The sequence below is a fragment of the Butyrivibrio sp. INlla18 genome (assembly GCF_900103635.1).
Lineage (GTDB): Bacteria > Bacillota > Clostridia > Lachnospirales > Lachnospiraceae > Butyrivibrio.
The window spans coordinates 87,833-103,432 of record NZ_FMXK01000011.1 but is presented as its reverse complement, the minus strand read 5'-3'; the positions used below and the strand labels follow the sequence as shown (position 1 = coordinate 103,432).

The window sequence follows — 15,600 nt, the reverse complement described above, 5'->3', positions numbered from 1 at the left end:
TTTACAATCCTAATTCTCTTAATTCTTTTTCATTTAAAAGTCTGTATTCTGAAGGGTTTAAGTCTTCATCAAGAACAAGTGGTCCAAAGGTGATCCTTTTAAGAAATTCTACCTTGTTGCCAACTGCCTCAAGCATTCTCTTGACCTGATGAAATCTTCCTTCGTGAATAATAAGATGAATAACAGGTCTTCCTTCTTCATCCTTTTCTCTTCTTACGATCTTAGCTGGAAGTGTCAGATATGGAGTTCCATCGTCCTTGGTATCTCCTATATCAATGCCCTCCTCCAACAATTTAATATCTTCATCAGAAAGCTCCTTTTTTAGATGAACTTCGTAGGTCTTGTCTACGTGCTTCTTTGGAGAAAGAAGTCTATGAATAAGCCCTCCGTCATCAGTTAAAAGTAAAAGCCCTTCAGTATCGATGTCCAGTCTTCCTGCAGGATTCAATCCCTTAACATTTTCATCCTTTAAAAGAGCAAGAACAGTTTCATTTTTGCCATCAGTTGTAGCTGAAACTACGCCCTGTGGCTTATAAAGCATGTAATAATGGAACTTAGCATAGGTAAGAGGAATCTCGTCAAAAGAGATCTCATCTGTGTTTTCATTAATATGAATATCAGATTTTGTGACAACAACGCCATTTACCTTGCATCTTCCGTTTTTCACATATTCTTTTATCTGTTTTCTGGTGCCAATATTATGATCACCAAGGAATTTATCTAATCTCAATTTATACTCTTTCTAATCAAAATTAATAGCCAGGAACTGCAGCTGGAGCGCTTTGTGTGAACAACTCGAAGTTATTATAGGCCCTGCAAACAATACTTGGATTTGTGACACTTTTTGGAATATTTACATTAAAGGACTGAGTCTCCTGGGTTCTATCCCACATCTGAAGGTATGAAAAGGTCTTACCTCCGTCATAGCTATAAGCAAAATAGATGACAGGGCTCTGGCTATCCTTGGTAGACATCTGTACTAGTGCATTTCTTGATGATTTATCATAGGAGATCACAGAAATATCGCAATAATCTGGGTCTGTAAGATCCTGCCTTACTGGTGATGAAGGCTTTTTTACTGATGTGAACTTGTAGCCTGAATAGTCAGTTCCTGTAGAGCTAGATGTTAACTTAAAATACTTGGCAACTGCTGTAGCATCGCATACGCCAAGCTTACTTGTAAAATCAGCCTGCTTTAATAAAGGAAGATCATAGCCATGGTCAAGATAAGCATGCTCAATGATGACGCAAGGAATATTTCTAGCCACGCTTGCTCTGATGATTCCGTAGTAGTCTTTGCCAGTACTTCCAAGCTTTGATTTGACACCCTTCTGATAAAGACCTAGGGTTGAAAGCTCTCCTGATTCAATCTGTCCGAAATCGTAACCAGCCTGATAAAAAGATCCAAAGGCTGAAGTCCAGATTTCTGAGCCATAGAAGTTATGTTCTGTAGAAGCATTAAAATGAATGCTATATACAAAGTTTGCATTTACGCTCTTTGCAAAAGCAGCTCTATCTTCTAGTGAAATATAACCATCAGCAGTTCTTGTAAGATAAACAGTTACATTATCGTATTTTTCAAGCTCTGCTTTCATTGCATTTGCAACTTTTAATGTAAGATCTTTTTCTGAAAAACCGTTGTACTGAGCTCCAAGATTTCTATCACCTGTTCCGCCATGACCTGGGTCGATAACAATTACAACTGGCTTATTTGCAGCTTCTGTCTTGATAGTAAAGCTTGGTAATAATAAGAATGAGAATAAACTCATAATAATAGCAAAAAAAACTAAAACTTTTTTCATTTATATCCCCTTTTTCAAAATAAGCTGTCGCATAAAAGCGGCAGCTTAATGTTTTCTTAGTTGATCATATCTAGATTAAGTGCTTCCTGTTCAGTGATTCCAGCCTCTTCTACAGCCTGTGGCTCTGGAGATGGCGTCTGGCTTGAAGCTTCCGGCATCTTGAGATCAGCTCTGTTTGACTTGATCACTTCACTATACTGAGTGAGAGCTGAAAGAATGCTGTCATTGCTCTGGCTGATATTCTTGACCATCTCAACGCTGTGAAGCTTGATCGAGTCAATGATATCATCAGTGTTCTTGCTGGTTGCATCAATAGACTGAGAAATAACATCCTCAACCCCTGCAAGCAACTGATCTGTATACTGAACAGCTGAAGCTTTCATATTATTAGCTTCGATCATAGCGTTATCAAGAATCTCTTTTGCCTGCATTGCAGCCTGAGATACAACTTCATTAGCCTGCGCATAGGCCTGCTGCATGATCTCATGCTCGTTAATAAGCTTGTTAGTCTTGATTGTAGCCTGATCTACGATCTCTTCAGCTTTCTTTCTTGCATCATTTAAGATAGCCTCTTTGTTGCTGATGATCTTTTGATACTTCTTGATCTCTTCAGGAGTTTTGCTCCTAAGTTCTCTTAAAAGCTCATCAATTTCCTCTTTATTTACAATGATTTTGGTCTGAGAAAGAGGCTGAGGCTTGCAATTATCGATATATGTTTCGATCTCATCAATAAGTTGTTCAATCCTGCTGGTCATTTTTATACCCCCGTAGTTTTATCTAAACCCATATTTTTGGTATAGCGCATCTGCCACAAAATCAGAAACACATGGCGAAATATCACCGTTATAGCTGGCAATTTCCTTAACAACTGAGCTACTAAGGTATGAATACTTAATACTTGTTGTTAAAAATACAGTATCAACCATGTTATGTGAAAGCTCTTTATTAGTCTGTGCTATCTGAAGTTCATATTCGAAATCAGTTATAGCCCTAAGTCCTCTGATAACAATATGGATATTTTCTTTTTTGCAATAGTCTATGAGAAGACCATCAAAAGATTCTATTTCGACATTATTAAGACCTTTTACGGACTCTCTTAACATTTTAACACGTTCATCAAGGGTAAACAATGGAGTTTTGGCGGAATTGCACATTACTGCCACAACAACCTTATCAAACATGGCTGATGCACGCTGTATCACGTCCAAATGCCCCAGTGTGACTGGATCAAAGCTACCAGGATAAACTGCTACTTTCATAGGTTTTCCTTTCTGTACAAAAATACATGCTTATTAGTTTTGTACTCCTTTTCTCTTCTAACTTCAAAGCCATAGTCTGAAACAAAAGAGAAATCCATGTCTACAGGACTTTCCAATATGATCATTGTATTCTCTGTAACATAGGACATTGTTGCTAATTGAGAAAGTGTCCTCTCGTATAGTCCAGCCTGATATGGTGGATCGATAAAAATGATATCTGCTTCCTTTTCATGTATATTTCTAAGAGCAATTACCACATCCTGCTTGAATACAGTAGCTACGTCTTCGAAATGGGTGGTCTTAAGGTTTTCCATTATACATTTGTAGGCTTTAGCAGCGTTTTCGATAAAATATGCTCTAGAAGCGCCTCTAGATAAAGCTTCTATGCCTATTCCACCACTTCCAGCAAAGAGGTCGATAAAAACAGCCCCTGGAACGTCATTCTGTATCATATTAAATAAAGTTTCTTTGATCCTGTCTTGTGTAGGCCTGGTATCATTTCCTTCAGGAGTCAAAAGACGAAGTCTTCTGGCACTACCTGCAATTACTCTCATAATCTCACCTTTGTTCCCTTTGTATCTCTACTTGTTACTTTTAAATGTCCAAGATGAAGCTCTTTATCGTTGTGTTCTATGGATTTTTCTTCCATATCATCGAGGTAATAGACATCTCTTACAAAGTCGTTCTTTCCAAGCCTCATACCACGTACACCTACAGCGGCTTTCTTTTTCTCAGGAACCTGTTCAACGTAGAATCTAAGGAAATATCCATCATTAGACTGCAAGATCACTGTCTTTTGTGTGTGAAGGATCTCTACGTTTACAACCTCATCGCCATCATTTAGCTTGGTTGCAGCTACGGTTCTCTTTGAAACATCAAATTCTCCGCCATCTACTACTTTCATCATAGACATTTTGGTAGTAAATAACAACCTGTAAAGGTTAAGGTCTGACTGGCTTGCGGCAAGGACAATAGTTTCCTTGGAGGTATCAAAATTACTTACATTATCAATAGGTACACCCTTATCTCTCATCTTGCCCTGAGGAAGATCCATAGCCTTAACAGTATGGAGATTACCAGTATTTGTAAAGAAGCATACCTTACCTGTGTTCTTCATGATAAATGAGAACTTAAACTCAGCTTCGATAGTCTCTTTGTTCTTTTCATATGTTGTAGCATCGATAGTTTTGGCATAGCCAAACTTATCCATGATAAATGCTACATCGATCTCTTCAACAGGCTTTTCTTCGTATACAGCAGTCTCTCTGTTATCGATAATAGTCTTTCTCTGAGACTGATACTCTTTTTTGATCTTGAGTAGCTCATTCTGGATAACCATAGACATAGAGTCATGGCTCTCTAAGATATCTTCATATCTATAGATATTAGCAACTGTCTGCTCGTGCTCTTTTACAAGGGCATCAAGTTCAAGTCCAATGAGCTTGTAGAGACGCATCTCTAAAATAGCATCTGCCTGTGCCTCTGTGAAAAGAAGCTGTGCAGCCATAGCCTGAGATTCTCTTGATTTAAAGCCTATTCCATCTGTAACGCCATTTACAAGGCAGTTCTTGGCCATGGCGCGGTCTTTTGAGCCTCTAAGAACTTCGATAACAAGGTCGATAACATTGCAAGCCTTGATAAGACCTTCCTGAATCTCCTTCTTATCCTGTTCCTTTTTGAGAAGTGTTGTATATTTTCTGGTTGCTACTTCAAACTGGAAGTCAGCGCAGGCACGCATGATCTCTTTTAAAGACATGGTCTCTGGTCTTCCGTTATCAATAGCAAGCATGTTTACGCCAAATGTATCTTCAAGCTTAGTCTTCTTGTAAAGAAGGTTTGTAAAGTTCTCAATATCAGTATCTTTCTTGAGCTCGATTACGATTCTGATACCTTCTTTTGATGACTGGTTAGAAATATCGATAATGTCATTTGTTATCTTCTTTTCAGCAAGCTCAGCTACATCAGCCATGAACTTACCAATTCCCATACCTATCATAGTATAAGGAATCTCAGTGATAACAAGATTTATGTGTCCGTTTTTGCCCTTCTCAGTCTCAACCTTACCTCTGATCCTGATCTTGCCAACACCTGTTTCATAGATCTCTCTAAGGTCGTCCTTATTGATAACTATGCCGCCAGTTGGGAAATCAGGTCCTTTGATATACTTCATAAGGTCCTTGGTAGTAAGTGTATCATCCTGAATATATGCAATCTCAGCGTCAATTACTTCTGCAAGGTTATGAGGAGGTGTGCTTGTTGCCATACCTACTGCAATACCTTCTGAACCATTGATAAGGAAATTAGGAATCTTAACAGGAAGTACTGATGGCTCTTTTTCTGTCTCATCAAAGTTAGGCAAAAAATCTACTACATTCTTGTCAAGGTCTTCCAGGAAGTTCTCCTGAGTTATCTTAGAAAGCCTTGCCTCTGTGTAACGCATGGCAGCGGCTCCATCACCTTCGATGTTACCGAAGTTACCATGGCCATCAACAAGTGGAATAGCCTTCTTGAAATCCTGAGTCATTACTACAAGACAATCATAGATAGAACTGTCACCATGAGGGTGATATTTACCCATTGTATCACCGACAATTCTGGCACTCTTTCTGTAAGGTCTGTCATATCTGATGCCAAGTTCATACATATCATAAAGAGTTCTACGCTGAACGGGCTTAAGACCATCTCTTATATCAGGAAGTGCACGTGCAACGATAACACTCATGGCATAATCGATGAATGATTTTTGCATTATTTCAGAATATTCTGTTCTTATAATTCTGTCTTCCATTTTATCTATCCTTTGTATTTATCAAACATCAAGCTCGGCATCTGTTGCATGCTGATGAATAAAGTCTCTTCTTGGTGGTACATCTACGCCCATAAGAAGCTCTGTCATCTGAGAAGCCATCTTGGCATCCTCGATCTCAACTGCCCTTAACATTCTGCGCTCAGGATCAAGTGTTGTCTCCCAAAGCTGCTGAGGATCCATCTCACCAAGACCCTTATATCTTTGCAGAGTGAAATTGCCCTTATGAGTGTTTCTGTACTTAGTAAGAGCACTGTCGTCATAGAGATATTCCTCTTTGCCCTTAGAAGGCATAGCCTTATAAAGGGGAGGCATAGCAATATATACGTGTCCCTGATATATGAGCTCAGGCATGAATCTGTAGAACAATGTTAAAAGAAGTGTGGCAATGTGCTCACCATCTACATCGGCATCCGCCATGATGATGATCTTGTCATAACGAAGCTTGTTGATGTCAAAGTCATTACCATATCCTTCTGAGAAGCCGCATCCAAAGGCGTTGATCATGGTCTTGATCTCGGCATTTGCAAGAACTTTATCAATGCTGGCCTTTTCTACGTTAAGAATCTTACCTCTGATAGGAAGGATAGCCTGATAGTTTCTATCACGAGCCATCTTGGCACTACCACCGGCAGAATCTCCCTCTACGATAAAGATCTCGCACTTAGAAGCATCCTTACTGATGCAGTTTGCAAGCTTACCATTAGAATCAAATGAGTACTTCTGCTTGGTAAGCATGTTTGTTTTAGCTTTTTCTTCTGTCTTTCTGATCTTGGCAGCTTTTTCAGCGCATCCAATGATAGACTTTAATGTTTCAAGATTTCTATCAAAGAATCTCGTCATTTCATCATTAGTGATCTTGGATACGATCTTGGCTGCGTCCTGGTTATCAAGCTTGGTCTTGGTCTGACCTTCAAATCTAGGATCAGGATGCTTGATAGATACAACAGCTGTCATACCATTTCTGACATCTGTACCTGTAAAGTTATTATCTTTGTCCTTGAGAATATTAAGTTCCCTAGCATACTGGTTGATGATATTTGTAAACATTGTCTTAAAGCCAGTAAGGTGTGTACCACCTTCTGCATTATAGATATTATTACAAAAACCGAGAACTTCCTCGTGGAATTCATTTACATACTGGAAAGCAACTTCTACTTCTACGCCTTCACTTTCACCGCTAAATGAAACAACGTCATGAACAGCTTCTTTGGTCTTGTTCATGTCCTTGATGAATCCAGTGATACCATCAGGTTCATGGAATTCTACATATTCCTCTATTCCAGGTCTCTTGTCCTGGAAAATGATAGTAAGTGAAGGATTAAGATATGCTGTTTCGTGAAGTCTTGATTTTATATCATCTTCCTTGAAACGAGTTTTCTCAAAGATAGTATCATCAGGAAGGAAACTGATAGTTGTTCCGCAAGCCTTTGTAGTACCTACAGGATCAAGCATACCATTATTAAGCTTGGTCGTAGGAATACCTCTCTCGTATGAATCCTCGTATATATATCCGTCTTTTCTGATCTGAACTTTCATCCAGGTAGAAAGAGCATTTACAACGGATGAACCTACACCATGAAGACCACCACTTGTCTTGTAGGCGTTATTATCAAACTTACCACCGGCGTGGAGCATAGTAAGAACAACACGCTCTGCTGTAATGCCCTTAGCGTGCATTCCTACTGGAATTCCTCGACCGTTATCTTCAATTGTAGCTGAACCATCAGCTTCTAATGTCACATGAATTTGTGTGCAGAAACCTGCGAGATGCTCATCTACAGCGTTATCAACTATTTCGTAGACAAGATGATTTAAGCCTCTTGTAGAAACGCTTCCAATGTACATACCTGGGCGCTTCCTTACAGCCTCAAGACCTTCAAGTACTGTTATGCTGGAAGCGTCATATTGTTCGTATGTAGCCATTAAGTTACCCCTTTTCAAAACTTTTTATATCAAAATTATACATGGACTTTTTTGGTGACTGTTACAGCCAAAGCGCCTGGTCCAATGTGGCAGGCAACAGAAAGAGAAAGTGGATCCATATGAATATCAAAACCAGGGAAGGCTTCCTCTAACTCTTTTTTCCAATCATTTGCAAGATCAAGGTCCTGAGTATAAGCACAAGCAATGTGGAAATCCTTGGCTTCCATACCGCCAAATCTATTCTCAATATCTGCCTTTATGGCGTTTATCATGATATTTTTGCCCTGACTGCTGGTTCTTGCTTTGGCAAATGCATCAAGCTTCTCACCCTGAATCTGTAGAACTGGCTTAAGTCTAAGAAGTGTTCCTAAAGCTGCAGCTGCAGGAGTGATACGACCTCCTTTTTTGAGGTAATACAATGTATCAAGCATGATATAGATACTAGATTCAAACTTAGTATCCATTAGAACTTTTACAATTTCTTCAGCAGAATATCCTGCGTCAGCCATGGCCTTAGCATCAAGTGCTGACTGCCTCTGGGTTACTGATATTCTCTGGTTATCAACTACGAATACTTTGCCTTCGTACTCTTCCTGCGCGATCATGTAAGCGCTCTGGCAAGAACCAGAAAGACCGCTGCTCATTGGTATATAAATGATCTGGTCATACTCTTTTAATACCTTATCCCAAAGAGTCATAAGAGAATCAGGAGTTGGCTGGCTTGTAGATACTGATGCATCTTCGCCAAGCTTTGCATAAAACTGCTCCTGAGTTAGATTAATGTCCTCAAAAAACTCTTCATTATTTATCATGAAAGGCATTGGAACAACAAAGATTCCAAGCTCCTCAGCCTGAGACTGAGTGACACCACTATTACTATCTGTGATAATTGCTATCTTTGACATACTAAAAGCAGTCGACAAAAGGCCGACAATCCTCCCATTTTTAAACTTAAACACTAGTTCTATATTACTTTTATAAAGCCATTAAGTCAACCGGATTTACAGATTTTGTATATAGCATATCTCTAATCACACCATGTTGTGGCTTGGCTAAATCTGGGTCATCCAAAAGGATATTATCAGCATCCATAGCAGCAGCTTTTACAAGGTCACTGTCGTGGTATATGTCACCAACTCTGAAGTTCAAATCTCCGCTCTGTCTAACCCCAAATAGATCTCCGGGGCCTCTTTGCCGCAGGTCCTCTTCTGCAATCTTAAAGCCATCATTTGACTTATTCATAATATCAAGCCTTTGTTTTGCCTCATCTGACTCTGATGTATTAAGGAAAATGCAATAAGACTGCTCTTTTCCTCTACCTACTCTTCCTCGAAGCTGATGAAGCTGAGATAGGCCAAATCTCTCAGCATTTTCTATCATCATAACTGTAGCATTTGGCACATTGATCCCGACTTCAATTACCGTTGTAGAAACCAGAACATCTATATCTTTCCTTGCAAAGGCCTCCATGATCTCATCCTTGACAGAAGGCTTCATCCTGCCATGTAACATTTCCACCTGAATATCAGAAGGAAGGGCTGCTCTTAGCTTATCAGTATAGTCTGTTACATTCTCAACGCCGTCTAGTTCACCTTCTTCTACCATTGGACAGATGACATAGGCCTGTCTTCCTTTTTCTACCTGGTCCTTTATGAATTTGTAAGCAGTTGGCCTATAGTCAGTACCTACCACGCAGTTCTTGATAGGGAGCCTGCCACCAGGAAGCTCATCAATGACCGAGATATGAAGGTCTCCATATAATATGATGGCCAAAGTTCTAGGTATAGGCGTTGCACTCATTGCAAGAACATGGACATTTTCGCCTTTTCCAGCTAGAGACTCCCTTTGACGAACACCAAATCTGTGCTGCTCATCAGTAACTACAAGGGCTAGGTTCTTGTAATTAACCTTTTCCTGAATAAGAGCATTTGTTCCTATGATGCAGTTTACTTCACCTTCACTGATCTGCCTTTGGGCTTCTTTTTTATCCTTTGCAGAAAGAGCTCCTGTTAAAAGAACTGGTTTTAAGCTCTTTAAGTTATATTTCTGAATGATCTCTTTAAAGCTTTCGTAGTGCTGTGCTGCTAAAACCTCAGTAGGAGCCATAAGAGCCCCTTGATATCCGTTTGCAGCAGTTGTTAAAAGAGCAAGTAGCGCAATTACAGTCTTACCAGATCCAACATCGCCCTGAATAAGCCTGTTCATAACGCCCTCTCCAGAAATATCATTTTTGATGTCTTCCCATGCATTTAGCTGAGCATTTGTTAGCTTATATGGAAGCTGTTCCAAAAGTCTATTAACTTCTGAAACTTCTATCATAGGAAAAGAATTCTTTAAAACTTCCTGTGTATTTTTTAATAGACGCAGCTTTAAGACAAATAAAAGGAATTCATCATAAGCAAGACGTCTTCTTGCACTTTCTAGATAATCTCTATTTTTTGGGAAATGAATATTATAAAGAGCCTCGGAATATCCCATGAGTTCGTATTTATCTAGTATCTCTTTTGGTAGGAACTCTTCAAAAGATCCAGCTGAAGAAAGTGCTCCCTTAACAGCTTTCATGACAGCAGTATTTGTAAGACCTTTAACCAAAGGATATCTAGGCTGCATGCTCCTTACGATTCCCATATATTCATCAAGCTTGTACATTTTGGGCTGATTCATAGTAAAGAAAGAACCTTTTCTTTGTACTTGGCCTCTAAATACATGAGTGGTACCAGATTTTAGAGAATTAATAAGATAAGGCGCGTTAAAGTAAGTGATCTTGATCTTACCAGTCTGATCAGCTGCGTCAAAAGCAATGATAGTAAGGTTTCTTACTCTCCTTTTGACTACATTTCCAATGATAGTAAGCCTTACTGTATTGACTTCACCATTTATGACATCTGAAGCATTAACTATGTCGCTAAAAAGGTCATAGGTTCTTGGATAGTAGCTTATCAGATCACGGCAGGTTCTAACACCGCATTTTTCAAAGAGTTTAACGGTCTTATCTCCTACGCCTTTAAGATTTATGATGTTTTCTTCAAGTTCTCTTTTCCCCAACTCACACCTCATAATTCTATATAGAAATAAAGCCAGGCAAAAAGCCTGGCTGAATATTCCTAAATAATTACTCTGCTGAAAGAATGTAATAATAGATTGGCTGACCACCAAACTGAAGCTCAACGTCGCACCCAGGAAATTCCTTAGAAATGCGCTCTCTAAGTGCCTCTGCATCCTTCTCTTCTACATCTTCACCGTAGTATACACTGATGAGCTCAAGATCCTCGTTCATCATCTTTGAAAGCATCTCAAATGCTACATCCTCGATACCTGAACCAACAGAAAGGATTCCTGAATCACCGATTCCCATGTAATCGCCCTGTCTGATCTGAACATCATCAATAACTGTATCTCTAACGGCATAAGTAACTTCACCAGTATTAACAGTAGAAATAGCATCTGTCATTGCAGCCACATTGTCCTCTACAGGTACATCAGGCACGTAGTTGATGATAGCTGTGATACCCTGAGGTACTGTCTTGGAAGGAACAACAACGATCTTCTTGTCTTCGTCGCCATCTTCACACATGATAGCTGCCTGATTTGCTGCAAGAATAATATTCTTGTTATTTGGAAGAACTATAACAGTGTCAGCGTTGACCTTGGCTACAGCATCTAGAATATCAGCTGTGCTAGGGTTCATTGTCTGACCACCCTCAATAACATAATCAACGCCAAGACCTCTGAAGATCTCTGCAAGTCCAGAACCTGCACAAACAGTTACGAATCCAATCTCTTTGCGTGGCTCATTGGATGCTGGCTCATCGATCATCTCGACCTTATCTCCAAGAGGAATATCGTCTCCAGGAAGGTATGTAGGTGTGAGCTCTGCTGCACCATTTATCTCAGTCTTGATCTCTGCCCAAGAACCATCGTTGTTCTCGTGGAAGAGCTTCTCTCTATGCTCCATTCTCATGTTGTCGATCTTCATATTAGAAAGCTGACCATACATAAGAGCTCTCTGAATAGCAAGACCTGGATCATTAGAATGTACGTGTACTTTGCAGATCTCATCATCAGCAACCATTACAATGCTGTCACCGATTGACTCCAGGAAGTTCTTAAAATCAATCTCCTGCTTAACATTAAGTGGCTTTGATAAAAGAACTATGAACTCAGTACAATATCCAAACTTAATATCAGCTTCTTCCTGAACTTCATTCTTGGTAACAGGAGTTGCTGACTCTTCATTTATTGAAAGGTCGATCTCTTTGCCGAGATAACCATCAAAGGCACCCTTTAACACCTGTACAAGTCCCTGTCCGCCAGAATCAACTACTCCAGCCTGCTTAAGAACAGGTAACATATCAGGAGTCTTGGAAAGGACCTCTTCTGCATATTTGATAACTTCTGCACAGAAATACTCGATATCTTCAGTTCCTTCTACAGCCAGCTCATGAGCCTTTTCGCTTGCTCCCTTAGCAACTGTAAGGATTGTTCCTTCCTTTGGCTTCATAACAGCCTTGTAAGCTGTCTCTACAGCCTTATCAAAAGCCTCTGCCAAGATCTGAACATTTACTTCATCATTAGTCTTAACAACTTTTGTGAAACCTCTAAGAAGCTGTGAAAGGATAACACCTGAGTTACCTCTAGCTCCGCGAAGGGATCCAGATGAGATTGCCTTGCAGATAGCTTCCATGTTTGCGCTATCATTTAATGCAGAAACCTCTTTGGCAGCAGACATGATAGTCATAGTCATGTTAGTACCAGTATCTCCGTCAGGAACTGGGAACACGTTAAGTTCGTTTATCCACTCCTTCTTGGCTTCAAGATTCTTGGCACCAGATAAAAACATCTTTGACAGCATCTTAGCGTCAATTACATTATTACTCAAAACAAAATTCCTCCTAGACTTGCCTAAATCGAATAATTATCAATCTATCACGCGGACACCTTCGATGTAGATATTGATCTTCTCGATTTCAAGCCCGGTAAATTCTTCTACTTTATATTTGACGTTATCAATCAAGTTGTCTGAAACAGCTGAAATGCTAACACCATAAGCAACTATAACATGGAAATCTAAAACCAGTTTATTATTGTCATCAAGAGATACGTTGATACCTCTTGTCATGGAATCGATCTTAAGAAGGCTTACAAGGCCATCCTTGACGTTGACGTTAGCCATTCCGACAATTCCAAAGCACTCCATAGCAACAGCACCTGCATACTGGGCAATTACTTCATTATCGATAGAAATATTTCCCATGTGAGTGTTTACCACCGAAGTCTTCATATTTGTCCTCCTTATCAGATAGCCATAGGACTACCTTTTTAGCATACATATAGTATTATAATAGCAGTTTCTAAAAAAATAAACCATAAATTTTGTATATTTTGCTTGCAATCCGTTTTTGTTTCTGCTAATATATCAATGTTGCGGATGTAAATCCCCAATAAATTACGCTATTGATTAGATTACATGGCTTATAAGGAGGTGTCAAAATGGCTAAATGTGATATTTGTGGCAAGGGCGTTCATTTCGGAAACAACGTAAGCCATTCTCATAGAAGATCTAACAGAGTTTGGAAGTCTAACGTTCAGAACGTTACATGTAAGGTTAACGGACAGTCAAAGAGAATGCACGTTTGCGCAAGCTGCCTTAGATCAAACAAAGTTGAAAGAGCTTGATAATCTTGAAAATAAAAACCACCGAGTGATCGGTGGTTTTTTTGTACTCTTCTTTCAGATCTGAAAAGCAAATAATGAAAGCTTTCCAATGATCAGTTCTCTTACTATTATTCCTAAGTCTTCTTTTTCTTCCTTTGATAATTTAACAAGCTGCTCTATAGTAAATACTTTTTCCTTATATCCTTTGGTATTATCTGCCTTTGTTTTATAAAGAGATGTTCGTACTCTTGCTTTTAACTGCTTTAGCACTTTATAATCAAAAGAATCTTTTTCTAAAAAATACAGATGACTTTCAATTGTAGTTGATGGATCAATTTGTTCTATAAGATATTTTGAAATGATCGTCTTAAACTTAAAAGGAACCATTTCATTATTTAAGAGCTCATTATAATCATAACGAGCTCCAAAGTAATATCTTTCAAGATCCTGCATATAGTATTTGAAATCATCTTCATTAACAATATTGTTCATGTCAGTTTTTCTTTTTTTCTCCGCTATCAAGATCTTCTATATTATCACCGCTAAATTTTATGGCGGATCTTATCTTGTCTTCGTCCCAACCTGTTTCTTGCATAAGTTCAGCAACAGTAACCTTTCTTCTAAGATCCTCCGCAAGCTCAGCAGCTTTATCTGCTACTTCCTGTACAAGCTTTAGTACCTTTTGGCTTCCAGCATCCTCAGCAAGATTTTCCTGAATGATGTTCTCCATTGCATCAAGCATGAGCTTATAAAGAAAGCTTTCTACTTCTTCGGGCTCTCCTACTGCATCAAGCATTGTTACACCTTTTGTAAGGGCTACATTTCCCTCACCAATAAGGTCCTCTAGAAAAACGCCTTGATCTGAGTACATTCTAGCAACATCTACAACAAGAGGAAGATACATCTCAATAAGCTTACTTTGTGCATCCTTATCTCCTGCAATTGCTGACATAGAGATTGCCTTTTTCTCTCCATCTGTGTATTTAGGAAGTGCTTCAAGGCTTTCAATATAGTCCTGAAGATAATTCTTTTCTTCTGTAGAAAGACCTTCATCAGTATCAACAGCTTCTCCATCTACGGAGATCTTGTGATTTTTGAGGTATTCAAATACCATCTCAAACTGCTTATCATCAAAATCGAGCTCTGAAAAAGCTTCTTTTACCTGCTCACTTGAGATAACGTTCTTATTTTCTCTGGCAAATCTTGTGACCTGTTTTAATATTTCTGCAAATTCTTTTTCTTTATTATCTATATTTCCCATTACTGCTCCAAATTATTTAATATGCTGATGTGTAAATAAATGATCCTGGCAATATTCATAGTTGCCATTACATTTTGAACAGAATCTGAACTCTGCATTAGGATCGCTAATTTCTGTCTTGCCGCAAACTGCGCATTTATGTCTTGTGATTCCTGGTGGTACTATCTTAGTATTTTTCTTAAATTCATTTCTTCTCTTAACTTCAGTTGGCTTTAAATGATGAGCTTTACCAAGTGAGATATAGAATAAAAGAAGGTTGATAAGCTGTAAAAGAACTGCAAATAATGTAGCAAAATCAAGCGAAAATAAAGCAAATAACACTTCTATAATCATTCCCACGCCATAAAGAATTCCAAGATATTTAACCTTTACAGGAATAATGAACATCAATAGTACCTGTAAATTTGGATAACAGATTGCAAAAGCAAGAAATACTATTGTCTGTATATGTGTTGTAGAAAATAGTAAAGAAGCAAGATTTAACTCATATGCAAAAGCTTCTGTGCCAAAGCCAAGCTGCAGTCCATAAAAGAAATATGTAAGAAATGCAGCAAGGATCATAAAAAGACAACCTGCAAAAATAAATACATTGTATCTAAAGGTTCCTAGAGTCCTCTCCATTGTATTACCAACGAAGTAGTAAAAAAGTAAAGTAATGATAGTAAGAAGGTTAAATCTTCCCATTGGAATGATCACCCATGTAAACAATCTCCAGATCTGACCATGCAAAATAAGATTTGGATCAAGAGTCATATATGCTAATATTCCAGTTCCATTTCCTACTATGCTTATCATATATCCAATTATATATAGTCCGATAATATACATAGTAAGATTTGGAATTGCATATTTTCCAATTTTCCTCTCAAGGTTATTAAGGAATTTGTTCAT

General features: G+C 38.7%; 15 protein-coding genes. 1 reads left to right on the top strand and 14 read right to left on the bottom strand.

Going from position 1 to position 15,600, the window contains the following annotated elements; all coding sequences use genetic code 11:
- Position 1: 1 nt before the first annotated feature.
- The 11 genes from BLS24_RS09375 to BLS24_RS09325 all read right to left on the bottom strand — a co-directional run bounded on the left by BLS24_RS09375 (position 2) and on the right by BLS24_RS09325 (position 13,074).
- Positions 2–730, bottom strand: a complete 729-nt coding sequence (locus BLS24_RS09375; protein ID WP_091758396.1) for a pseudouridine synthase — start codon at positions 728–730, stop codon at positions 2–4.
- A 22-nt stretch (positions 731–752) separates the two neighbouring features.
- Positions 753–1,802 (bottom strand): N-acetylmuramoyl-L-alanine amidase family protein, encoded by a 1,050-nt coding sequence (locus BLS24_RS09370; RefSeq protein ID WP_091758394.1) that lies wholly within the window; start codon positions 1,800–1,802, stop codon positions 753–755.
- A 56-nt stretch (positions 1,803–1,858) separates the two neighbouring features.
- A complete protein-coding gene (locus BLS24_RS09365; protein WP_072705078.1) occupies positions 1,859–2,557 on the bottom strand; it encodes an ATPase in 699 nt (232 codons plus the stop codon).
- Between the two features lie 18 nt (positions 2,558–2,575).
- Positions 2,576–3,061, bottom strand: a complete 486-nt coding sequence (coaD, locus tag BLS24_RS09360; protein WP_091758392.1) for a pantetheine-phosphate adenylyltransferase — start codon at positions 3,059–3,061, stop codon at positions 2,576–2,578.
- Positions 3,058–3,615 carry a 16S rRNA (guanine(966)-N(2))-methyltransferase RsmD gene (gene rsmD / locus BLS24_RS09355; protein WP_091758390.1) on the bottom strand — a complete coding sequence of 186 codons (558 nt, stop codon included), beginning with the start codon at positions 3,613–3,615 and terminating at the stop codon, positions 3,058–3,060. The genes coaD and rsmD overlap by 4 nt, the downstream gene beginning before the upstream one ends.
- Entirely contained in the window at positions 3,612–5,849 is a 2,238-nt protein-coding gene (locus tag BLS24_RS09350; RefSeq protein WP_091758388.1) for a DNA gyrase/topoisomerase IV subunit A, read from the bottom strand. The genes rsmD and BLS24_RS09350 overlap by 4 nt, the downstream gene beginning before the upstream one ends.
- 21 nt (positions 5,850–5,870) lie before the next feature.
- Positions 5,871–7,793 carry a DNA gyrase/topoisomerase IV subunit B gene (locus tag BLS24_RS09345; RefSeq protein WP_091758386.1) on the bottom strand — a complete coding sequence of 641 codons (1,923 nt, stop codon included), beginning with the start codon at positions 7,791–7,793 and terminating at the stop codon, positions 5,871–5,873.
- Positions 7,794–7,828: 35 nt separating this feature from the next.
- A complete protein-coding gene (locus BLS24_RS09340) occupies positions 7,829–8,698 on the bottom strand; it encodes a DegV family protein (RefSeq protein WP_091758384.1) in 870 nt (289 codons plus the stop codon).
- A 70-nt stretch (positions 8,699–8,768) separates the two neighbouring features.
- Positions 8,769–10,850, bottom strand: coding sequence for an ATP-dependent DNA helicase RecG (recG, locus tag BLS24_RS09335; RefSeq protein WP_176764397.1), 2,082 nt, complete (start codon positions 10,848–10,850; stop codon positions 8,769–8,771).
- 55 nt (positions 10,851–10,905) lie between these two features.
- A complete protein-coding gene (locus BLS24_RS09330; protein WP_091758380.1) occupies positions 10,906–12,672 on the bottom strand; it encodes a DAK2 domain-containing protein in 1,767 nt (588 codons plus the stop codon).
- 39 nt (positions 12,673–12,711) lie between these two features.
- Entirely contained in the window at positions 12,712–13,074 is a 363-nt protein-coding gene (locus tag BLS24_RS09325) for an Asp23/Gls24 family envelope stress response protein (RefSeq protein WP_071176098.1), read from the bottom strand.
- Positions 13,075–13,283: 209 nt separating this feature from the next.
- On the opposite strand from BLS24_RS09325, the gene rpmB reads away from it, so the two are divergent.
- On the top strand, positions 13,284–13,469 hold the full coding sequence (rpmB, locus tag BLS24_RS09320; RefSeq protein ID WP_091758378.1) for a 50S ribosomal protein L28: 186 nt from the start codon (positions 13,284–13,286) through the stop codon (positions 13,467–13,469).
- A gap of 54 nt (positions 13,470–13,523) precedes the next feature.
- On the opposite strand, the gene BLS24_RS09315 is transcribed toward rpmB, so the two are convergent.
- The 3 genes from BLS24_RS09315 to BLS24_RS09305 are packed head-to-tail and all read right to left on the bottom strand — an operon-like array spanning position 13,524 to position 15,600.
- Entirely contained in the window at positions 13,524–13,940 is a 417-nt protein-coding gene (locus BLS24_RS09315; protein WP_091758376.1) for a hypothetical protein, read from the bottom strand.
- 1 nt (position 13,941) lies between these two features.
- Complete coding sequence (locus BLS24_RS09310; protein ID WP_091758374.1) at positions 13,942–14,709, bottom strand: hypothetical protein; 768 nt, start codon at positions 14,707–14,709, stop codon at positions 13,942–13,944.
- A 12-nt stretch (positions 14,710–14,721) separates the two neighbouring features.
- Positions 14,722–15,600: a hypothetical protein gene (locus BLS24_RS09305; protein WP_091758372.1), complete on the bottom strand. Its 879-nt coding sequence runs from the start codon at positions 15,598–15,600 to the stop codon at positions 14,722–14,724.